The sequence below is a fragment of the Thalassobacillus cyri genome (assembly GCF_900107755.1).
In the GTDB taxonomy this organism is placed as follows: domain Bacteria; phylum Bacillota; class Bacilli; order Bacillales; family Halobacillaceae; genus Thalassobacillus; species Thalassobacillus cyri.
Window position 1 is genome coordinate 220,505 of record NZ_FNQR01000001.1, and the last position, 22,159, is coordinate 242,663.

The 22,159-nt window shown below is 34.1% G+C and carries 21 protein-coding genes; 11 read left to right on the forward strand and 10 right to left on the reverse strand.

Features of this window, described 5'->3' with window-relative positions; all coding sequences use genetic code 11:
- Nucleotides 1–437: 437 nt before the first annotated feature.
- On the reverse strand, nucleotides 438–1,175 hold the full coding sequence (locus tag BLV00_RS01055; protein WP_093041318.1) for a hypothetical protein: 738 nt from the start codon (nucleotides 1,173–1,175) through the stop codon (nucleotides 438–440).
- 513 nt (nucleotides 1,176–1,688) lie between these two features.
- On the opposite strand from BLV00_RS01055, the gene BLV00_RS01060 reads away from it, so the two are divergent.
- Nucleotides 1,689–3,140: an NUDIX domain-containing protein gene (locus tag BLV00_RS01060; protein ID WP_218131872.1), complete on the forward strand. Its 1,452-nt coding sequence runs from the start codon at nucleotides 1,689–1,691 to the stop codon at nucleotides 3,138–3,140.
- A gap of 284 nt (nucleotides 3,141–3,424) precedes the next feature.
- Here BLV00_RS01060 and BLV00_RS01065 read toward each other — a convergent pair whose 3' ends face one another.
- On the reverse strand, nucleotides 3,425–4,288 hold the full coding sequence (locus BLV00_RS01065; RefSeq protein WP_093041321.1) for a YDG/SRA domain-containing protein: 864 nt from the start codon (nucleotides 4,286–4,288) through the stop codon (nucleotides 3,425–3,427).
- Nucleotides 4,289–4,600: 312 nt separating this feature from the next.
- On the reverse strand, nucleotides 4,601–6,694 hold the full coding sequence (locus tag BLV00_RS01070) for a DUF262 and DUF1524 domain-containing protein (protein ID WP_093041325.1): 2,094 nt from the start codon (nucleotides 6,692–6,694) through the stop codon (nucleotides 4,601–4,603).
- Nucleotides 6,695–6,885: 191 nt separating this feature from the next.
- Here BLV00_RS01070 and BLV00_RS22195 point away from each other — a divergent pair, with 191 nt between their 5' ends.
- From BLV00_RS22195 to BLV00_RS22210, 4 genes are all read left to right on the forward strand, one after another.
- Nucleotides 6,886–7,035 (forward strand): hypothetical protein, encoded by a 150-nt coding sequence (locus tag BLV00_RS22195; protein WP_245728692.1) that lies wholly within the window; start codon nucleotides 6,886–6,888, stop codon nucleotides 7,033–7,035.
- A 320-nt stretch (nucleotides 7,036–7,355) separates the two neighbouring features.
- Complete coding sequence (locus tag BLV00_RS22200) at nucleotides 7,356–7,739, forward strand: ImmA/IrrE family metallo-endopeptidase (protein WP_245728694.1); 384 nt, start codon at nucleotides 7,356–7,358, stop codon at nucleotides 7,737–7,739.
- Nucleotides 7,736–7,939, forward strand: a complete 204-nt coding sequence (locus tag BLV00_RS22205) for a hypothetical protein (protein ID WP_245728696.1) — start codon at nucleotides 7,736–7,738, stop codon at nucleotides 7,937–7,939. Before BLV00_RS22200 ends, BLV00_RS22205 begins: the two co-directional genes overlap by 4 nt.
- A gap of 42 nt (nucleotides 7,940–7,981) precedes the next feature.
- The gene (locus BLV00_RS22210; RefSeq protein ID WP_245728698.1) at nucleotides 7,982–8,263 is read left to right on the forward strand and encodes a hypothetical protein; all 282 of its coding nucleotides are present in this window, start codon (nucleotides 7,982–7,984) and stop codon (nucleotides 8,261–8,263) included.
- 288 nt (nucleotides 8,264–8,551) lie between these two features.
- Here BLV00_RS22210 and BLV00_RS01080 read toward each other — a convergent pair whose 3' ends face one another.
- Genes BLV00_RS01080 through BLV00_RS01105 form a run of 6 tightly spaced genes read right to left on the reverse strand, consistent with a single transcriptional unit; the run spans nucleotide 8,552 to nucleotide 16,773 of the window.
- A complete protein-coding gene (locus BLV00_RS01080; RefSeq protein WP_093041327.1) occupies nucleotides 8,552–10,186 on the reverse strand; it encodes a restriction endonuclease subunit S in 1,635 nt (544 codons plus the stop codon).
- Nucleotides 10,186–11,625, reverse strand: a complete 1,440-nt coding sequence (locus BLV00_RS01085) for a type I restriction-modification system subunit M (RefSeq protein ID WP_093041330.1) — start codon at nucleotides 11,623–11,625, stop codon at nucleotides 10,186–10,188. The genes BLV00_RS01080 and BLV00_RS01085 overlap by 1 nt, the downstream gene beginning before the upstream one ends.
- 22 nt (nucleotides 11,626–11,647) lie before the next feature.
- Nucleotides 11,648–14,017 (reverse strand): EcoAI/FtnUII family type I restriction enzme subunit R, encoded by a 2,370-nt coding sequence (gene hsdR / locus BLV00_RS01090; protein WP_093041332.1) that lies wholly within the window; start codon nucleotides 14,015–14,017, stop codon nucleotides 11,648–11,650.
- Between the two features lie 17 nt (nucleotides 14,018–14,034).
- On the reverse strand, nucleotides 14,035–14,601 hold the full coding sequence (locus BLV00_RS01095) for a restriction endonuclease subunit S (protein ID WP_176791275.1): 567 nt from the start codon (nucleotides 14,599–14,601) through the stop codon (nucleotides 14,035–14,037).
- Entirely contained in the window at nucleotides 14,594–15,391 is a 798-nt protein-coding gene (locus tag BLV00_RS01100; RefSeq protein WP_093041338.1) for a restriction endonuclease subunit S domain-containing protein, read from the reverse strand. Before BLV00_RS01100 ends, BLV00_RS01095 begins: the two co-directional genes overlap by 8 nt.
- The gene (locus BLV00_RS01105; protein WP_093041340.1) at nucleotides 15,388–16,773 is read right to left on the reverse strand and encodes an N-6 DNA methylase; all 1,386 of its coding nucleotides are present in this window, start codon (nucleotides 16,771–16,773) and stop codon (nucleotides 15,388–15,390) included. The genes BLV00_RS01100 and BLV00_RS01105 overlap by 4 nt, the downstream gene beginning before the upstream one ends.
- A 283-nt stretch (nucleotides 16,774–17,056) precedes the next feature.
- Between BLV00_RS01105 and BLV00_RS01110 the strand changes: the two genes are divergently transcribed.
- The 6 genes from BLV00_RS01110 to BLV00_RS01130 all read left to right on the forward strand — a co-directional run bounded on the left by BLV00_RS01110 (nucleotide 17,057) and on the right by BLV00_RS01130 (nucleotide 21,068).
- Entirely contained in the window at nucleotides 17,057–17,545 is a 489-nt protein-coding gene (locus BLV00_RS01110; protein WP_093041342.1) for a hypothetical protein, read from the forward strand.
- A gap of 122 nt (nucleotides 17,546–17,667) precedes the next feature.
- Nucleotides 17,668–18,006 (forward strand): hypothetical protein, encoded by a 339-nt coding sequence (locus BLV00_RS01115; RefSeq protein WP_093041343.1) that lies wholly within the window; start codon nucleotides 17,668–17,670, stop codon nucleotides 18,004–18,006.
- Nucleotides 18,007–18,382: 376 nt separating this feature from the next.
- Nucleotides 18,383–18,793, forward strand: a complete 411-nt coding sequence (locus BLV00_RS01120; RefSeq protein WP_093041345.1) for a hypothetical protein — start codon at nucleotides 18,383–18,385, stop codon at nucleotides 18,791–18,793.
- A gap of 476 nt (nucleotides 18,794–19,269) precedes the next feature.
- Nucleotides 19,270–19,452, forward strand: coding sequence for a hypothetical protein (locus BLV00_RS22215; protein ID WP_245728702.1), 183 nt, complete (start codon nucleotides 19,270–19,272; stop codon nucleotides 19,450–19,452).
- Nucleotides 19,440–19,589 carry a restriction endonuclease gene (locus BLV00_RS22220; RefSeq protein WP_245728704.1) on the forward strand — a complete coding sequence of 50 codons (150 nt, stop codon included), beginning with the start codon at nucleotides 19,440–19,442 and terminating at the stop codon, nucleotides 19,587–19,589. The genes BLV00_RS22215 and BLV00_RS22220 overlap by 13 nt, the downstream gene beginning before the upstream one ends.
- A gap of 339 nt (nucleotides 19,590–19,928) precedes the next feature.
- Nucleotides 19,929–21,068, forward strand: a complete 1,140-nt coding sequence (locus tag BLV00_RS01130; protein WP_093041347.1) for an MrcB family domain-containing protein — start codon at nucleotides 19,929–19,931, stop codon at nucleotides 21,066–21,068.
- Nucleotides 21,069–21,235: 167 nt separating this feature from the next.
- Here BLV00_RS01130 and BLV00_RS01135 read toward each other — a convergent pair whose 3' ends face one another.
- On the reverse strand, nucleotides 21,236–22,105 hold the full coding sequence (locus BLV00_RS01135; RefSeq protein WP_093041349.1) for a hypothetical protein: 870 nt from the start codon (nucleotides 22,103–22,105) through the stop codon (nucleotides 21,236–21,238).
- Nucleotides 22,106–22,159: the final 54 nt, after the last annotated feature.

Sequence of the window (22,159 nt, forward strand, 5' to 3'; positions counted from 1 at the left end):
ATAATTTAAGGAAATATTAAAGAAAATGAACTTATCGGTTAAATATAATTCTATAAGTGAAAAAGGGATTGAAAAGCCTAAGACTTATCTTTCAGGTGGCATAAAGTTAGATTTTTCGACGAATTCCCAGGAGCGGCAAAGGATAAGAGATTATCACAACATAAGGAATTGCTTTGTCCATAGTGAAGGAATAGTGAAATATGAAGATAACAAATTAATAAGGTCAATAGAAAAGGTAGATAATGTAAGCATTTCAGGTGATGATTTTTTAGGAAAAATATAGGTTTAGGAAAAGTTCATATCTAATTTTATTGAACCAATTTAGGCTTTTAGGGGAATTGAGGAACAATATTTAGAGTTACTTTATCCCATTAATTATTAGTACAAAAATAAAGGACGCTATCCATAACGGCCAACGTCCTTTTGTCGGAGAATCATCATAGCTTACTATTAGGTAATATCCAATTACTTGAGTTTATTTTAAAATTAAATATTGTTTCTTTTTTGTTATTTTCCAAGAAGGTAATGTGCTTTTCTTCTTTTTTATCTATATCCAAGAAATATTGCATTTTTTCTCCCTTAATAGTTGAATAATTTACTTTAACACTCTTAACATATACCTTCTCGGCTTTACCTTTTACTATTGGAATAAATACATCAATATCCTTTTCAAAAATTCCAATGTGTGCTTCAATTTTATAAGTTTGTTTGTAACCTTCATCCTCTGATAATTCACATTCTACACTACAATCAAGTATTATCTCTGGTATTCCCCTATGGTTAATTTTGTAATAAGGAATACTTATGCTTTTCAGTTCAGCTTTTGAGTAATTGGATTTGAATTCTTCGTAATATTCATTTAGAACTAACTTACTAAATTCTTTATGTTTTGTATTTGATAAATCAACAGGGGCAGTAAATTCCTCGACAATTATATAAGAACGGTTTTCTTTCAATTCTTTATTATTAGCTGAATTCTTTTGTTTTTCTATTTGATAATAGGCGATAAAAAACGCAGTTAAACCTCCAATAATAGAACCAATGTAACTACCAAAAAAGCTTTCCCAATTACTACCGAAAGTAATTGGCGTGGAAAACGATAATAATAAATTAACCACAAAAGGGGCTACTAATATACAAAAAATAATCCCTATAAACAAGTTACGTATTTTCATTACATTTCTCCCTCTCACATCTATACTTTCAATTATACAACTATTGGAAGCAAATGGGAAAATGAATTTAAAGAATGGTTGCAAAAAAAGTGTTAAAAATTATAATACTCCGGAAATATGGCTTATTTACCCAGTAAATGAAGGTTTGGAGATGCTGAAATAAGTTTTGAATCTTTCAAAATGTCGATAGAGTTGAAACTAGGGTGCAATTGTTTTTCGTTGATGTGGAAAATATTCAACCAAGTCTTTCGGTGTTAAGAGAAAAATTGATAAAAGGAGTACATTATAAATAATAAGCTAAGGTGCCCGATATCCAGACTTTAAATGCTTACATTCGCTAGAAAAAGAACATGTTTAGGTGTTATCCAGACAAATTGGATGGCAACTTATTTATTACTGTAAGTAATTCTCCTATAATCTAATTTACTATTTTTATTATGTTATACTTGGGGAATAGACATAATTTTACAAAAGATTGTTAACAACATAAGAAATCTTAAAAGAGGTGATTCTATGAACATAGATGATGCTATTAGATTTGTGGTAGATGAAGTAGAAGACCCCGCTTTAGAACACCCTTATTTAGAAGAGACTTATAAAAATAAAGTGAAACGCTCCAAAATAATCGTTAATCGTATTAAAAAGATCGGTGACTTAAATAGGTACTTAAAGAGATTTGAAATTGTACCGCCAGTTGGTGATCCAAAAAGGGATCTTTATGATCGATTTAAAGAATTAAACCTTAAAACATATGAAGACCTCTATTCAGAGTTTGTTCAGAAGTTCGCTCCATATATTGATGATGTAACGGTACTCGATGATTTTGTAATAGGTAAAGATTATACTTCTTGGGATATATCGATATTTGCTCAAACATACGATACGCAATCTGGAATTTACTTGATTGGCGAGGAACCAAATTACCAAGCTATTTTCGTAAAAGCAACATTTGAAGAGGGTAAATATCCTAATAAATGGATCGAACCAAATAATCTATTGAAATACTATATGTATAGTGCCAGGAAAGTGTTTAATAAAGATTATAAATATAATAGAGCAATATTAAATTCAAATACTACCAATACTCCTATTTATGTATTTCAAAAGGAAGGTACAAGGCTGATCTTAAAAGGTATTTTCCGTTATGAAAAGGACGAATATGATCCAGAAGATGGTTCCAGATGGTTTATTCTCCAAAAAATTAATACAATTAGCACTGAAAAGATAATGACAGAGGCAGAGTATAACCAAGAGATTCAAAAGCTAGTTAATAAATCAAAAAGAGATTCTGATAGTAATCGGAGGCAGCGTTTAGCTAATGCTGACAATGTGCCTGATAAGTTAACTGTAACTTCTACACAATTTAAACGTAATGCCGATGTTATTGCAGAAGTGTTAAAGCGGGCCGATGGTGTTTGTGAAAAATGCTATAAACCAGCACCGTTTCTTAGAGCTAATGACTACACTCCTTATTTAGAAGTTCATCACCTGAAACCTTTAGCCGAGGGAGGAGAAGATACAGTTAAGAATGCGGTGGCACTTTGCCCCAATTGTCATAGAGAATACCATCACGCAGCTGATGTTATATCCGTTACCGCTGGGATAATAATAGAAGATGGAAAAGTATTAATTGCTAAAAGAGCGGGAGAAGATAAACTTGTTGGGAAGTGGGAGTTTCCAGGGGGAAAGGTAAAACCAAACGAAACTTATGTAAGAGCTCTTCGTCGTGAATTACGAGAGGAGTTAGGAATAAAAGTTAAAGTAAGTAAGTATCTTGGTGAAAGTATTTACAAGTATGATTCTGGTGTAATTAGACTTATGGCTTTTTATGTGAAGAGGGTTGCTGGGGCGTATGAGTTAAATGTCCATGAAGAAATGAAATTTGTGCCTGTTAATAAGTTAAATGGTTTTGATTTTCTGCCTGCTGATGTACCTATTGTTCACAAGTTAATAAAAAATGGCTAAGTCACTGGGAAAGAAAGGGAAATCCTATCGAAGTGGACGACGTCGTCCTGATGTGCTGCTATTTTTTGTAAAGCATCGAACAAACTAAGTTTTGATTGTGCTAGTAGCTAAGAGAACTGATAATGATGGTAAAGATGAATGTAATAATTTTATAGTGCAAGTCACTGAAAATACATGAAATTAGAAGTTTATTTTTTCTGTCTTTAATTAACGTTGAACTTTCACTGAGTCAAAAATAAATAATATGGAAGAAAATGAAGCGTCTCGTGTTATAGACGCTTCATTTATTTTTCTTTTCGATAATGCTTATTATAAACATTCCATAATGTCTTTCTATCTAGTTCATGACCTTCAACTAAACGAAGTCTTTTTCCTTCATACTTTGAATCACTATTCCAATGCCTTACAGTTATACCATCTGCAGGATCGATGTATATAGAACCATCATCAAATAAACTATGACAAGAAGGGCATACAACGATTTCATTACCATGATTTGGCGACACTAATACACCACCTGGGCCGACAGGGTCTAAATGATGTACCTCTGATTTTTTTCCTTTCCTACCTTCCAATATATGTTCATCATCTACCTGACAGATATGATTATACTTTTCTTTTAATTCTCGTAATTCTGGAGCATATCGAATTTGTTGGTTAACCATTCTTATTTTCTTGGTGATATAACGTGTGGTGGTTAAATTTAACGAATCATTGCGAGGATCATCATAGAACTCTTCACTTTCTAGTATGTGTGGTTCCAATGTATAAATTAACTTCTCGAATCCATCCTCACCGGTAATAGTATCTAAGTTAACAACTCTCCAAAACCCCCAATCTCTATATTTGTTACTAGTACCTTGAAATACACGTACAGGAACATCATCCTCTAAGTTAAGTGAAAGTGCTCTATTATCGTAATCATTCAGGGTTTGGTCTCTTTCTCGACCACGACCAAAATAACTTAATATCAAATCATCACTTAGATTGTCATCGTAATTACGTTCAACTTCACCAACATTCGTAACTATAGTACGTACATGCTTCTCATCTTTTGGTTTATAGATACCACCTTGGTGTCTATGTCCTCTTTCACGTATTTGGTTATATGTAAGTATAGGTAAATTAAATAAATCTTCTTTGTTCATTTATGTTTACCTCCTTATAATATTTTAAGTCTATCTTACCAATAAATTTAAAAGGTTTAAAATACTGCCAGAGTCGATCAGTATTATTTATGAAAAAGTAAGTAAACTTGAATTAGTCTAAAAGAATCACATAGGGGCACGTTACTCTTCATAGTCACCATTTCAATTTCATTTTGACGTTTCTTTTCGCGAATGAAACAAAGCATACGCCGTATTATAATTAAAAAATGGGGAGAAAAAAAAGGCTGTCGAGACTTTCTCGACAGCCTTAAGGTTCCCTATTAGGGGCTCATTTTTTACTTTAATAAAAGTTTAAGCATACTCAACATTATGCTCATAGGATTGTTTGATCAAATCCATAACTTGTTCCAGATTTAAATTAGGGGTAATCTTTAGCTCTAAATCACCATTCCCTCGATGACCTATATTGGATACATCTTTGGTTAAATGGTGAGGATCATGCAAACTATTTGCTTTTACATTTAACCAAATCTTTAAATGTGCTTTTAGAGGTTCGATGTCTACAAAATTTCGCCCCTCTATTTTATAAGCAATATAGTGTTTCTTAAATTCCTCTGTTATCTCACTATCAAAATTTAAAATTCTCATTTTTAACTCTTCATAGATTCTAAAAGTTTCAGGACTGAAGGAATTTTTGTGATAATTTAAGCTATACCCTTGTTCATTATTGCGAGAATTTTGTAATCTGTATTTAGATAGTTCTTCCTCACTCAAGTCAGGAGAAGGCCATACTTTGAGTGCTCTTTCAGCTAAAATTTTTGCTCTTTCCTTAATAGCAGATTCTTCCCACTTTTCTTTTATTGCAATACTACGATTTAACCATAATGGACTATCCTTGAACCCACCTTTAAGATTTGATTTTTCTTGAAATGATCGATCGCTTAATTCTGAATTGTACCCAGTGAGTGTTAAATTACCAAGAGTGTGTAGGAATACTTCATGAGTTTGTTTCCATTCAGATCCTAGTTCATACTGCCATTCCACTGATAAATTTTTATTTTGTGGCATAATATGTTCAATCGTATAGTTCTCTACACTGATTGGTTCTTTCCTATCAAAATTTTCTAGCTTCCGCAGTAGAGTATTACGATTCCTAAAGTTGTAAACATCTTTTATAACTAATTCACGTTTGAATTCTTCATTAGATGGAAAACGGCGATAGCTTGTTTTTACTAATAGGGAAGCCTTTAAACTGTTTATATAATTTGATTCATCGACTTCTTTAATGAATGAAGCGAATGTATTGTTCAGAGAGTTTGTAGGAATCCCGCATATAGCTCGTCGAAACACATAACTGCTTATAATTGTGAGAACCTCTATAAATTCTTCCTTATCAATAACCTTCCTCGTATAGTCATCGTACACTTTAAGAAGGAACGGGTAAGAAACATCGACTTTTAGTGTGCGTATATCTTTAAACTTTTCTTCCAGCAAATGATCATCTTCTCTTAGGGTTAAATTTATATAATAATTCCCATATTTAAATACATCTTGGATAATCTCATCGATTGAGTTATGTGGATTTTGCTGAACATAACTCTTAAAAGCTTCGTATACAAATCCAATTTTCGGAATGTTCCCTGTTTTAAGCGTTAAATAATCACGAATAAAGCGGTCAAAATAGCGGGTATCTTCTAAATGGCCAAACCTTTTCTCGAGCTTATACCAATAATTCTTATACAACCTTTGTTGTTCTTTTTCTTCCAATCCCATCAGGAAATAGTTGCGGATTAAGTCAGCTTGTGAGAGGTCAAGACCTGTGGAGTTTAAGCTTTCAAATATCAATTGGGGATTGTCTTTGTCTCGATCTAATGAAATATCTACCATAATTAATTTACTAATGCCTTTATATATTTCATCTAAAGTCAACTCACTTCTCTTCATGGTTTCTTTAAAGAAATAATGATTCTCTACTACTCTATTTGAATATTCCTGATCTAATTCTCTTTTCTCCAATAAATCTATATAAGTATTTCTATCTTTCTGGGTCAGAAGGAGTTTATAGTGTTCTTCCTCTTCTTCATCTTGGTTTAATAGATAGTAGTTCCTTGTTTTTTTAGCAGTTATTAAAGTCGCTTTTTTTTCCTCTTCTTCGATTAATTGAGAAAAAGCATTGAGAATTAAACTGAGAGTCGTTAAACGTTGTTGGCCATCAATAACTAATAACTTAGGGACTGAGGTTACATGATAAAGCCCCTTTTCTACGTAAACGACCGAACCCATAAAATGTCCAGATAAATTTTCGTTCTTGGCCGCTCTTTCAATATCTCCCCAGAGTTGTGCACACTGTTTCTTAGTCCAACTATATGTACGTTGATAAATAGGAATAACAAATTGTTTTGGCCCTTTTAGAAATTGCAATAGGTTAGTTTCTGTTGCTTTCATTTAACTCACCCCATTTGGATTATTATCTTAATTATATCAAAATTTATGTAGAAGCTATGAAACGAATGTTTTAAGCGTCTAGGTTTAGTAAATTAAGAAAACTTACACATCCTTGTGTGAAGACAAAAAAGCATTAATGTCATAGAACCAGAGCAAATGAAAGAGCTCATGAATATTATGGCGAGGACTAAATGCTCCATAGAAATAAAAACGCCGAACTATTTAAAGAGGTGATCAATCAATTGACGGAAGGGATGGAAAAGAGCATCTCCAATCACTTTCATTCTCCTGAACAAATGAAAGAGTATCTGATTCTCAGTTTCCAGGTGCTGAAGCTGTAGGTTCCTATGCATTCTGGAAAGAAAGAGTATTTCCCGTAAACAAAGGAGAGAAAAGTTTAAAAATTCTCGCGCCCAATCGATTAGGTCAGCAAATTCAAAATGAAGAGGGTGAATGGAAAACTTTAAAGTATGCGACGAAAAAAGAAAAGCAATTAGTTAAAGACGGTCAACTCGACAAACGAGATGGCCGTCTTATTTATTCTACAGGAAGTGTATTCGATGTTTCACAAACATCAGCTACTCAAAAAGATCTACCCCAGATTTTTCCTAACAAATGGATAGATGGAAAGGTTGAAAACTACAGTCAGCTTAGAAGAGGGATGGAGGATATAGCTGAGAAAAATAAGATACGAATTGTAGTGCCTTATAAAGAGTTAGGGGCAGCCAAAGGAGTGAGTTATACCGGGCTAGGAGAAGTAGCTCTTAATCCACGTAATTCGGAGCGACAGGACACAAAGACTCTGTTACATGAACTAACTCATGCCAAGCTTCATACAAAGGAAAACATGAATGACTACACTAAACCAGAGAAAGAATTTCAAGCAGAAATGACTGCTTATACCGTTGCATCTTATTTCAATATTGATACCAGTGACTACTCATTGGATTATCTGCATCACTGGACAAAAGACCATGAATTTAAAGACCATGAAAAGCTATTCTATTACAAGAGGTTCAGTCAACAGCAAAAGAATTCTTTATGACCATTGGAGAATCAATGGAACAAGAAATGGAAGGGGAGAAAAGTATGGAAGCTAAAGAGCAAAAACATGAAGTGGAAGAGGAGAAACAAGAAAGGGAGAAGTTACCTTCAGAAAAGCTTCGGGATATGTACAGAAGCCAAGTGAGCAAGTCTGAGAGGTATAGCGGAACGTTTGGCAAGGAAAAAAAGCAAGAAGAGTAGTATTCCCACCAAGACTTCAAAGACTCTTATAAGAAGGAACTCATGAACTATATTGAACCCACGGTCGGAAAAGAATTAGATAAAGAAGGAAACGCTGACCGACAAGTACGACTAAACCAGATGCGTGCTTTTCAAGAGACTCACAGCAAGGAAGAGGTGTACCAGCTTAAGAAAGAATCTCTTCAAGAATTAAAAGAACTACCATTAACGGAGCGTGGAGAACAGCGACTATCTCAAATTGAAAGTAAGTTGGATCGAGAGTTCCATGAAGAGAAAGAAAAAGAAAGCACCACTTCGGAAATGAAGAATGGAAAGGGGGAATAAGGAGGATTTTCAGCAGAAGGAAAAACAAAAAGTAGAGGTTGAACGCTAGGCAGGGAGTTTTCTCCCTGTCTTTTTTTATATCTAATTTTAGAGAGGAGGAAGTGCTGCATGGCCAAACATGTAAGCGCGGACCAAGTGGAAGTTGCTGATAATTATAGGATGAAATAAGGATAAGGGGTAAAAAGTATTATATATATCTACAAGGAACCTAATGATGTTAATTCAGTGATATTGAAAATTCCTAAGAAATCACATAATTTAATAAGAGGTACCCTTAAGGGGCACCTCTTATTGGATAATTGAATTCATGAATTTTTCTTGAAGATCATTCTGTTGATCTAATTGTTCTTCTAATTGATTGCATAATAAGAACAATTTATTAATTTCATGTACAATCTGTTTTTGTTCAGAAATTGGTGGAAGCCCCACTTCAATATTGACAAACTGTGATTTTGTGACATGTTTCAATCCGACCCCGCCTCTTGCTTGACTTATCATAATTTCTAACACCGCGTTTATAGCGTGCTTCAAGTAAACTGGATCTAAATTACTTGAGAATAGCTTAGCTTTAAATATATGCTGATTTAGGTATGAAAAACCTCTATCCCATATAAAAGCACCAAAAGAGGTGCCAGGGGTACCAGACCAACCAATTAATAAATCACCTGTACTAACATGATATTTTTCGGGGATTGCAGTTTCACCATTATAATAATTAAATGGGGCGTGTTTATTATTTAGGTTTTGTATTCTTATAATAGGGACACCCTCGTTTGACCATTCGCTGGTTTTGAACGATTTTCCATTAATTGGCTCCATTAAGTCGCCGATTTTAACTTTTTTCCAATTTTCAGGTATATCGGTAGTTACTGAATGTTCTTTATTTAATTTAGAAACCCTTAGGCTTTTATTTTTAATTAATCTATTTTTTTCTTCTTTCATCTCTTCTAATAACTTACTAGCAGAATCATCACTTGGATTACTTACAGATAACTTTCCTCTAATACCAAGGCTTAAAATTGCTTTGCGAAGTAGAGAAATATCTTCTTTATTTTCTAAAAGGTCATTAATGTTATCTACTATGAAATTAAGATTTTCATGCATGTTATCATTGTTATGACCAAGAACTTCTGAAAATATTGTTTTGTTTAATTTTGTTGAATGCTTGTTTTTGTATTGAATATCTATCGCTAATTTATCGCACAAAGTAAATAATTCTTTTACTTTAGTGATAATTGATTCTTGTTCTTCGTATGGAGGTAACGGGAAAGGAATTCTTTTTATTGCACGAGTTCCAAGGTTTCCTTGATTAGCTGTTCCTGTTTCAAACGTAAAGACTAAATCTAAAATGGATTTTGATTTAAGAAATATGTTTACTAATTCAGGCTTAACTGAATTGTTAGCTCTTAATATCCCTACTCTTTGATTAAGAAAGAATTGTTTGTTGGTTTTTTCTTCAATTTTACTGTCGAATAAACAAGTATAAAAATAATCTCTTTTCCCTTTAGTACCTGTCATAGTAACTAAAATATCTTTATCCTTGATTCTAAAATCTTTACAACTTAAGGCAATTTCTTTTGGTATATATACTTCTTTATTTTCCACAAGTAATTTATCATTCTTTACATTACCTAACCTTATTACTTGGTAATTTGAGTTTTTTATATAAGTGTCACTTTTAAAAGCATAGCCATTCTTAAACATAAGAATATCTTCTAACGTAACCCATCTCCAGGACTTAGGTATCTCGTAAAGGGTTTCCTCCTCATTATCTCCTTCAATAGTATTTTGGTGTTTAAGTTCAGAGGAGGAGTTGTCAATTAATTTACCTCTTACTGCAAGGTTTAAGATGTACTGCTTTAATTTATTTACGTCTTCTTCTGTATGAACTGCATTAGATAAATAATGAGTGAGGTTTTTCATTATTTATCCCTCCTAGAGATAGAAGCTAATTCATCGGCCAATTGTTGCTTTGTATTTTGAACACTTATTTTAGCTTCTTGATAACGCTTATAAGCTTCTTCTGGAGAAAGGTTTTCTGCTTCTATTTGGAAAGGGTTTTTGATATCTAGATTATAATTTCGTTCTTTAATTTCATCAATATTAACTTTCCAAGCATATTTGTTTTTCTCACGGTTATTCCACCATTGTTTTTCCAAATCAAATTCTTCAATTCTAATTGGTTTGGTTTTTGTATAGTTTTTATAACCTTCTGGATAAGGATGCTCAAAGTACCATATATCCTTAGTTTCTTTTCCTTTCTCGAAGAAGAGAAGGTTTGTTTGAATATCAGTATAAGGATTAAATACTCCTTTTGGAAGCCTTACGATGGTATGCAAATTACATTCGCTAATTAACTTTTCCTTAAGACGGGTTTTAACACCTTCGCCGAATAGAAACCCGTTAGGTAAAACCACTGCTGCTCTACCATAATCTTTTAGCTTTGCTAAAATGAGAGCAATAAAAAGATCAGCTGTTTCTTTTGTTTGAAGTGCTGCAGGGAAATTAGCTTGAATACCATCTTCTTCAATTCCCCCAAAGGGAGGGTTAGTTACAACAATATCTACTTTATCCTTTGATTTAATGTCTCTTAGTGGGTAAGTTAACGAGTTATCACGTTGAATATTTGGAATTTCAACATCATTTAGAATTAAATTGGTCATCCCTAATACGTGGGGGAGGGGCTTTTTTTCTACCCCAAGAATTGTTTTATCTAACACCTTTCGTTCCTCTACGGTTTTAGCTTGCTCTTTTAAATGGTTAAGTGAACAAGCTAAAAATCCACCTGTTCCACTGGCTGGGTCCAATACTTTTTCTCCTAGTTGTGGTTTTACCATATCCACCATAAATTGTGTTACGGCACGTGGAGTGTAATATTCACCTGCATTACCAGCACTCTGAAGGTCTTTTAAAAATCCTTCATAAAAGTCATTGAATAGATGGCGCTCTTCAGAACTATTAAAATCTATTTCGTTAATCTTATTTACTACCTGACGAATAAGTGTTCCTGATTTCATGTAGTTATAAGAGTCTTGGAATACCTCTTTTACAATAATTCCACGTGTGCCTTCTTGTACATTTGGGAGCTCGCTTAAAGTTGGGAAAAGTTTGTTATCAATGAAGTCTAACAACTCTTCTCCAGTCATTCCTTCATCATCAGCCGCCCAGTTTCTCCATCGAATTTCTTCTGGAATAGGGGATTCATAGTTATCTTCCATCAATTCTAATTCCATTTCTTTATCATCAATGATTTTAAGAAAAATCATCCATACAATTTGGGAAATGCGCTGGGCATCTCCATCGACGCCCACATCTTGTCGCATGATGTCTTGAATTGATTTAATAATACTTGTAATACTCATGAGGTATTCGTCTCCTTTTATCCTATTGATAGATTACATCTTCGAGTTCGCTAACTGCTTGCTGGTATTCTTTTTTTCCACCAAACGCTTTGACAATTTCCAATACAGATCCTTCTTCTTGCAGATCAGGAAGCTTTAAAACTTCCATGCTTTCAAGATTTTCAACACCGTTATCAGCGTACTTATCTAGAAGGATTTCAAGGACTTTCTTAGCTTTGTCTCCATATTTAGCGAAGTAATCTTGTTTTTGTTTTACACCTTCAGCACGCTCTTTCCGGGTCAATGGTTTTTGGTCAAAAGCAACGTGTGCTATGAGATCGAAAGGGTCAAGGTCTTTACCAACTTCTTCTTGAAGCGCATCTAATAGTATTCCTTGCTCCAACAGCTCTTCAATAATCACTTCTTTACGGTCTGCATCTCGCCATTTTTGTAAGAACTCATCTAGAGAAGCATACTCTTTTTGGACTGTCTTTTTGGTGTAGTCTTTCAAAGATTCCGTAATGAGTTTTCCGTCATCTCCGATATATTGGACTCTTTCATTAAGAACTTTAATTTGGACGTTATCCACTGTGTAAACACTAGGTTTGTCATCAGGGTTATCTCCGGGAGTAAATGGTTCTCCTGGCCCCCCAGGGATAAATCCATCATCTCCAGGCAGGTCACCTTTACCTTCATTTCCAGGATCATCTTCAGGTGGTGTGGGCGGATCGCCATCGTTTGGTTCATAAATACTCTCAGGAGGTCCATCATAGTCAGGGTCTGCAAAATGACGTGTTACATTACGAAAATCCATAATAGTAAAGCTATACTTGTTAAACTCTTCGTTCACACGTGTTCCACGACCAATAATTTGTTTGAATTCAGTCATAGAATTAATATTAGAATCTAAGACTATGAGTTTACAAGTTTGTGCATCTACTCCGGTAGTCATTAATTTAGAAGTTACTGCAATCACTGGATATGGGTTAGAAGGGTCGATAAAGTTGTCGAGTTCACGCTTACCTTCATCATCATCGCCTGTAATTCGCATTACGTACTTACGGTTTTTGGCCACCATATCTGCATTTTCATTAACCAAAGCCTGACGCATTCGTTCGGCATGGTCTATATTAGCACAAAATATGATGGTCTTTTGAAATCGATCCGTATTTTTTAGATACTTCGTAACAGTTTTAGCAATTTCTTTTGTGCGATCATCGATAATTAGCTTACGGTCGAAATCTTTTTGGTTATAAATGCGATCTTCAATCTCATAACCATATCGATCTCGTTGGCCTTTAACGGGGCGCCAGCCTTCAACATCTTTGTCTAAGGTATAGCGAATGACACGGTATGGAGCTAAAAATCCATCTTCAATACCTTGTTTGAGGCTGTACGTATAAATTGGGTCACCGAAATAGTGGATGTTCGATACGTCTTTTGTCTCTTTTGGTGTAGCCGTTAAACCGATGTGAGTTGCTGAAGAGAAGTATTCTAAGATTTCTCTCCATGCAGAGTCCTCTGAGGCGCTCCCCCTGTGACATTCATCTATGACTACTAAATCGAAGAAATCTGGTGAGAATTGCTTGTAAATGTTTTTATCTTCTTCAGCACCGGTGATTCCCTGGTAAAGGGACAAATATATCTCATAAGATTTATCCACTTGCCGGTTTTTAATTTTGGTCATTTGGCCTCTGAATGGTTTGAAGTCATTACTCTTAGCCTGATCAACTAGTATATTTCGGTCGGCAAGAAATAGGATACGTTTTTTCGTGCGAGACTTCCATAGTCGCCAAATTATTTGAAAGGCTGTATAGGTTTTCCCGGTTCCAGTAGCCATAACCAGCAATAAACGATCTTTTCCTTTTGCGACTGCCTCGACAGTTCGATTGATTGCTACACGTTGGTAGTAACGCGGTGTTTTTCCACTGCCATCTGTGTAGTATTCCTGTGTAATGATATCTTCTTCGTTTTCTTCAATCTGCTCTGCCATCCGGTATAAATTCCACAATTGTTCAGGAGACGGAAACTGACCTAATGATAGCTCTTGTTCTTTTGTTTCGTTATTGCCTGTGCGATCGTGAAAAAGGAATCCTTTTCCATTGGAGCTAAAGACAAATGGAATATCAAGAATATCAGCATATTCTAAAGCTTGTTGCATACCAGACCCTACAGAATGCTCCATATCTTTAGCTTCTACAATAGCTAATGGAATATTGGGCTTGTAATACAAGATATAATCTGCGCGTTTTCCTTTTTTTCGGGTGAATTTTCCTTTTTGTCCTATAATACGCCCGTTAGTAAAGGTGACTTCTTCTCTCATCTGAGTGTTTATGTCCCATCCAGCACTTTTAATAGCGGGTGTAATATATTTCGTACAGACGTCGCGTTCACTTAGTTTGTTCTTCAATATTGACCCCTCCTAATGTTTTAATGACGTGTACTATCTTGCTGTAGAAGTTTTTTGGTGAACGATATTATCTCTTCTTGAAGTTCTTTATCTGAGTTTAGTTGTAATTGTTTACTAATATCGGAAACGATGGCTTGCTGTTCTTCTAACTCTGGAACAGGTACTTTAAGTTCTTTAATGTCTTTAAGTCTGATAAATTGTTGGGCTGCTCCAGTAGCTTTTTGTTCTAACTGTTCAATAGCCCATGGAGTTTGCATATAGAAGTTGAAGTATTCCGGCAAAAGTTTATTTTTATCCACTTGAATGATAGTGATGTGTTGATTAGTGACAGAACCTTCAAGTTCTTTAGTTACAAAGGCTGATTTACCAATTGTACCAACTCTTGAAATCAAAATGTTCTCATTTTGTAAAATTGCTTTATTGCTAATATTAATTGTAGCAAAATCTTCGCTGACATACACAGCGTCATCTATAGATATAGAGCCATTTTTCATATCTTTAATCCTTACGTAAGGAACACCTTCATCTTGATATTCTTTTGAAGGGATTGCAGCTCCTGAACGGAAATTAATAGCTAATTCATTCAACTTTGAAGTAGGAAAGTCCCATTGATTTTTTATCAGAAGGAGTCATATAAAAACCTACATCTAGTCGATTTTGTAGTTTATTATAAGGGACTACTTTTATTAATGACTCGGAAGTTGCATGGTTCATATCTACACTTTGAAGGTGTTCACCAAATACAATTTCCACAATTTTTTCTAAGGAGATTTTGTTGGATTGTTTGTGAAGCCAATAATCATAAAGAGAATTGGCTTTCTTCACTAAAGACTCTTTTATATCTTTAAAGAGTAATTTTAAAGCTTTTAAATCTTTCACCCTAATAGTTGGAACGGCAGTACCTCTAGCAATTAAATTTAAAGTTTGTTGGAATTGCTCACTACGTAGTGTGAAATAGAGGAATGGTGACAAATTCGTTCTTTCTTTTGGTCGTAGAACTGTAAAAGTACTATTAATAATACTTCCGGATAGGTGCTCATCAACAACTGCGACTAAATTTCTTTCCGGTCTAACTGTGGAAAGGATAATGTCGCCTGTCTTAACTTTAAGTGTTGCTCTGGAAGGTAGGTCCTCACCAAGCACGGACTTGTAGTCAGTAATAATACCCTTTTCAGAAGATACGGCACTAAGATCAACATAGGAGTAAGTTTGGTCTGGAATAATATCCTTCCTTTTACTTACCTTTTCTGGATCAAAGTCCACTAATTCGGAAAGAGGAAGACCCTTGTTTTCTATCTCAAAAGAGGAAAGTAAAGCGTTAATGGACCAATCATTTTGTCCCAACACTTCATATGGCATAATTTTTAACATTTTCATTCGAGATCCCCTCCACTTTTCCAATTTTTATAGCCTGCTACAGCCTTAGGAAATTGATCTATGGTTTCACAATTAGCAAGCAGGATATTCTCTCCCGTTTCCTTCTTGTGTTTTTTCTTTCTTAGGATTAACATACTAACCTTTACACTCGTATATGGCTTTAGAGAGTGAGGGGGCAGGCTGATAATGGATTCAATGATCATCCGGTCTTTTAGTAATGACCGTGTAAAATTAGATTTTTCATTAAATAAGAAGGATTCGGGAACTAAAGCAACGACATAACCACCCGGGGAAGCTAACTCTGTTGCCCTTTCCATAAATAGATCCAATGTGCTTACTGTTCTTCCTTCTGTTGCAACTTGGAAGTTAGAGATATCATCCCGTTTCTCTTGGAACCCTCCTAACGGCGGATCAACTACGACGACGTCAGCCTCTTGTAAATTATTCTCTGAGCTTAGGACATCCCCCAAAACTACTTCTGATTTATTTTGACCACTAACAATATTCAACATCTTATAGTAGCCAAATATAGAAGGGTTCTTCTCAATTGCTGTCAACTTTTCAATGTTATTATTGCTATTTAATAAGGAGGTTGCGATTGTTCCATATCCTACACCCATATCGAGAACAGAGAAGCGATTTAGGTTTAATGTATTTATAATATCTGTAAAAAGATCTTTTACAGGTGGAGAAGTCATGTGTGCTCCTGTAGATCCATTTCTCTCCATATGGTTCAAAATAATCTCATTGTATTTTGAATAGATGGGTGGAATTTCATCTAACTTCCAAATGAATTGTTGAAATGCTCTTTCTGGCATTTTTGGTTTTTCTACGTAATGATCAATCTCATAGTGTTTATAAACAGTTTCAAGTAACTCAAAGTAGTTATCTTGGCTTAACTCATACCATTGTTCTATTGAAGACTTTTCGAATAAATATGTTCTTACTAATAAGCCTTGTAGCATATATAGCCAGTACTTAGATGAGTAAATATTTTCTCGGATTAAATCAAGAATGTATTTAAAGACTTGATTTAGTTGATCAGGATCTTCGATATATCTATTTTTTGTTTCAAATACAGGCGGTTCAATAGGCAAGAAAGTACTAGATTCAAACCAAATAAGGCGATCTGGCGTTGCTAATAATGCGTATGGTGTTTGTAATGATTCTGCGGACCTCATTAATTGCATTTGTGCTTCTTTACTTGGTTCCTTTTTTATTTCTACAACAACTTCCGGAACAAGGTCCCCTTTCTCATTTAATGTGTAAGCAGCAAGATCAGCATTTCTAAACTCCATGCGCCTTACAATAGGCAATCCATTTTCTTTTAGGTTCTTTATTACAGTTAATTCCAAGTTTTGTTCATTAAAATTGGTTTTCAATTAAAACACCCTTCCTTTTTTATGCGGTTTCTTTAGTATCCTTTAAGCTGAAAGTCTTTATCAACGCTTAAATTAAAAAAAAATAATTACGCGCCAATGATAAAATGGTATCTTCAATGCTTTTAGTCCGATGTCCTTATAAAGAAGAGGGAAAATAATTTAATGGTTTATTTAGTTTAAATACCTATTTATTTACATTGGTTTCTGATATAGAAGAGGTGGAAGGATGTAATTTGTCGAATATAACTATGTGCAATTTTTTTCCAACAGGAGTGATAATCTTATGGACTGTAAACGAAAGGTCACTATTAACGAAATAAAGAAATGTGCTATTGAGCTTGTTGAAATATCAGTCAAGGTGAAAAGTAAGGTTAATACTTCTGAATACAAAGAAAAAAGAGATAAGATATTGCATTTAATTGATTCTGGGATGGAAAATGAGGCTTTTACAATTGCTGAACAGATAGAAGCGATTAGTATTAAAAGCTTTTTTGAATATTCTTCAGATTCATTTTTAGATAGCGAGCTAAAGAAACATCACGAGGATGGGGAATCTGAAACTCCGAAAGCTTTGAAGGAGTATATAACTAAAAAAGGGCAATTGTTTAAAATGGACGGTTCGGATGTGGTGTTTAGACTAGAAAGAGGAAGAAGAATAGATGGTTTTTTTGCTGCTACAATTGATCAATCAAGTTTTGATGTTAGTCATGCAGTTGGAAGCTTTAGGTGGTTTCATGAAGATACTATAGTTGTACGGGTTAAACCTAACTGATTAAATAAGTAGGATAAATAAGGGGCGAAGGTATATTATTGTGATTTCTTTTCTAAAGGATCTCTACTCTACAAAATCTATTTTTTTATGCTCATTAAAATTAAGAAGGGTGTGACTATAGAGTGATAGTAACGTTATTTGAAAAAGAAATACTATCATTGCTTGAGACATTCCTGATATTCGGTATAAAGAATCAAAGTGAGAAAATTTATGCTACCAAAGATAAAGATATAGTTTTAGTAGTCAATCCAAGTGAAAATTATATCCAAATTCAGAGTTTTGGCTTAGAAGTATTTCAAATGCATTACCAGCTAAATAATCAAACCTGGAAAGAGGTACTACACCCCCTTAGTGAAGAGGATTTTACCGAAAGAGCCACCGAGATTTTAGAGAGTATAAATAACATTTATCTAAGATTGAAAAAGAAATTCGGCATTCGTCTCGTTGTTTCCAACCAGTAAGTGCAACCATTGGAAAAATATATGATGAAGAGGGGTTTAAAAATCAGAAAATAATATTATGGTATAATTCTATAGGTGTTCCTTTAGGGATGCGGGAGATATGCTAGGTTTGTTAATATCTATGATTGATTTTATTGTAGCAGTATTATCGTCTAGTTTGTCTAAGGTTCGAGTCCTAAAAGGGGGAGTGTGTAATATGATTAAACGAAGCGTTGAAAAGGTTAAGAGTTTCCTTGATAACTCAGTAGTTAAGGCACTTCTCCTGATATCGGGTGTGTGGTTTATCCTCCCACAACCCTAAGGGAATATTTTTTATCTCAGACCGGCATCCCGGTCTTTTTTTATTTATAATTTAAAAAATAAAGGGGGAGATGAATTGTTTGCATCAATTCTTCAATTAACAGGAGCTATTGTGCTGGGGTATTTTATTGCGTTTAGAACAAAAGTGAAGTCAAGACAGGCCGCCAGAATGATTGTTCCAGTTAAAGGAAAACGCAATATGGGATATTTAGATAGATATACTGAAACTTACGCATATCGAATTGGATTTTCTTTTATTATTGTGGGCTACTTAGTACAGATTGCAAACTTTAATGTTCAGTATTTACAGGATATGGATGTTTTCTGTAAGCTAGTAACTGCAATCTTATCAACCATTATTCTTACTTATTTGAGCGCTTTGGTTGCCGGGTGGTTTGGAAGAAGACTTTTTGAAAAAGAAGGAGTATATGACCCAAATGAGGACGTTAGAGAAGGGGAATTTATGATCGAATTGGATGATGATTAAAATGAATTCGATTCGAATGAAAATGGTGCGATTGAATTGCCCTTTAATCGTGTAATGAATGCTTTTTTTATAACACTACCAGGCTAAAATAACAAAGTAGAATATTTCAAGGGAGGAAAAATATGAGTATATGGTTGTTTCGTGCAGGTAAGCAGGGGGAGTACGAGAATAAGTTTTTACAGGATAAAAGAGTATATTTAACCTGTGACAACCTAAATACAGATTAATTCACTTTAAATGAAAAAGAGGAGCTTTATCAGACACTCATTAATCTCTATGACCTTGAAAAGGAAAAGCAGGAAGTAAACTGGGCTTCACAGATCTGGCCAATTGCTCACCGTGTGAAAATTGGGGACTGGGTGGTTCTTCCTTCAAAAATGAACCGAACGATACATATTGGGGAGATTATTAGTGAGTATCAGTACTAAGAATCAAACGGTAGTCCTTATTTATGACAGTTTTTAAGATCAGACGAAATGGTGCGGAAAAAAATACGTGAGATGTATCAAAACAATTGGAATGTCAGGAAAGATAAAACGATTGAAGATCCAGTTGACGAGTATGAAGAGCAGATTACATTTGATTTAGATGAGTACATTTATGACCAGATTTCCAAGCGCATTATTCAGCGATTTAAGGGACATATATGGAGGTTTTAATTGAAGAATTGCTTAAGGCTAAGGGTTTTACCACTTATCGAAGTCCGGAAGGGGCAGACCAAGGCGTCGATATCCTTGCTGCATCTGATACGTTAGGATTCGGTCATCTAAGGATTTGTGTACAGGTAAAAACTTAAGATACACCTCTTGACAGACCCACATTAGACCAGTTAATTGGTACTATGAGTAACTTTAGTGCAGATTTTGGTTTGTTGGTTTCATGGAGCGGCTTTAAAAACTCCGTGATGAGAGAAGTTCCTAAGGAATTAACTTCTTTGTATTACACTTCAAGTGTCCGAGTTAGATAATCGTTAGTATATTTTATGTAGGTTCTTTTTATAGTTAGAAGGATAATGAAGCGGTTTCGTAATTATGGTAAAGAAATATAAAAAGCAGTAAAATGTTAATAGAAAAATGGGTAGAATAATTTGATATGCTTCTGACAGTATCTAATTCAATCTAAGGTGAGTGAAATAATGGATAAAAAGTTACTGTTAACTAAATCTGAAATTCAATTGCTAAAAGAGTATAAATTCACAGAAAGTGGTGAGATAAGTGCAAAGGTAGATAAAAGACAAGATGCCCATAAATTATTTGTTAATCGCCTCCCTATTTTACTAGAAAAATTACTTGGTAAGAAAGGTGTCCAAATAAATGACTATCAAATTAGATCCTCAGTGGGTGAGGGTAGAATGGCCGAAGTATATTGGATAGCTTTTCTTAATAAAAACTATGTTCCAATGAATTCTGTTGGTAATCTTACCACACAACATGGGGTTTACGTAGTGTTGCTATTTGATAGAGAGCTAGAAAATGCATATTTAGCTATTGGGAATGGAGCAGAATTCCTATCTCCTAATGAGCTTAAAAATATGAGTAAGAATCAGATTAATATGATTAAAGATAAAATAGTGGGAGATAGAGTGTTAGTAAATAGTGATTTTTCTCTAAATTTAGGGAAAGGATCTAGGCCAAAGAGATATGGTAAAGGTGTTTCAGTATATATAAAATACAGGGTTGATAAAATTAATTTAATTCAACTAGGAAATGACTTTCTAACGTTAGAATCGCTACTTGAATATATTACCTTAGGTCCTGGCCTTGAGGAGATAGAAGGTGAATTACTCACCAGTACAGATTTAATCAATAAGAGGAGATATACAGGGATAGATGTTAGTAAGTATGAGAGGTTGCGAGAGCTTAGAAATAAGAGGAACAAAGAAGTTGGTACTATGGCAGAACAATTTATTTATGATCTAGAAACTGAACGACTAGCTGCATATAACCTATCCTTAAACTTTGAAATAAAGTGGGTAGGAAAAAAAGTAGATGGTTTAGGGTATGATGTTGAATCCTTTTTTCCTGATGGAACAAGAAAGTATATAGAAGTAAAAGGAACAAGTAAAATTAATACTAAGTTCTCTTTCTTCTTCACAAATAATGAACTAATGAAAGCAAAGGAGCTTGGAAAGCAATATGTCCTTGCATTTGTTCAAGTAGATAAATTAAGTAATCAATGTGAATTGTTAGAAGAGATAAAAGATCCATATATTTTTTTAAGTAATAATTTAAAACCTAATTCCTATAAAGGGGAATATAAAGCACAAAGATCCTGATGTATATTCTATTATCCTTGGTAATAAAACTGTCAGCAAATGAGCTTCTAAAAACAAGTAATCCCCTAAAAATAATAATTTTTCAAAGGGAGTAATTGACTAAAGACAGGGATCATCCCTGTCTTTTACATTTAATTTGGCAGGTTTAGTTATCTTAATGAGAAGAATTACTCTTTTACCCATTTTTCAATTGTTGATATGTCAGTATTTAGCTCTTTTGAAATTTTTTGGGATGGATAACCTTTATTAAAAAGTTTCTTTGCATATGCTCTTCTTTTTCTATAGTTTTTACTTCTACAAGCATTTGAGCAAAAGAGCTTACTTTTTCTCGCAGAGTCTGGAGAAATCTCAAACCATGTTTGACATTCTTTGCACCTACGAAAATCCTTATCCTCGCTAACAGCTAAGGCCAACTGTAACCACATTCCGCTAAGCAAGCTTTTAGGTGAATAACCAAGATAAAGCTGTTTGTTATTTAAATACATTTCAGATGAAACAAGCTTTAATTTATTGTTTATATGGTTTTTTAATAAATTACATGTTGTTGAATAAACTTCCTCATTTATCTTATTTAAGTTCAAGGTATCATTTATTATTTGAATAAAATTAGAAACAGACTGACTATTGGCAGAAATATTATGCGTTTCGTATTGGTTAATCTTACTTTCATTTTGTTGATCTATCCAATCTTTTAATCTAGAAAGAGCGAGTTTGTTACTTTTAATTATTCCTTCCCATATAGATATTACTATCCAAATTTCTTTTACATTACTGGCCCAATATTCCAAAGTTTCTATTTGGTTAGTTGTTAGGGTCCCATACTTGTTAGCAAACTGGATTATACCTATTTCGTTTAACTCAATTTCTGAAAAATTCTTAAACAGCCCTGACTCAATAAAAGGACTATATTCTACCGAAGTATCTTCTGAAGAGAAATGAGTTAATACTTTGATTTTCTCCTCTCCTTTTTTACATTCCATCCATACATAGCCATCTTTTTGAAAGTGCCATCTCATATTAATTTTGTTTATCGTCATAATTCTCCCCCCAATATAACCGTTACGGTAATTTTACTAGATAACGTATTGACC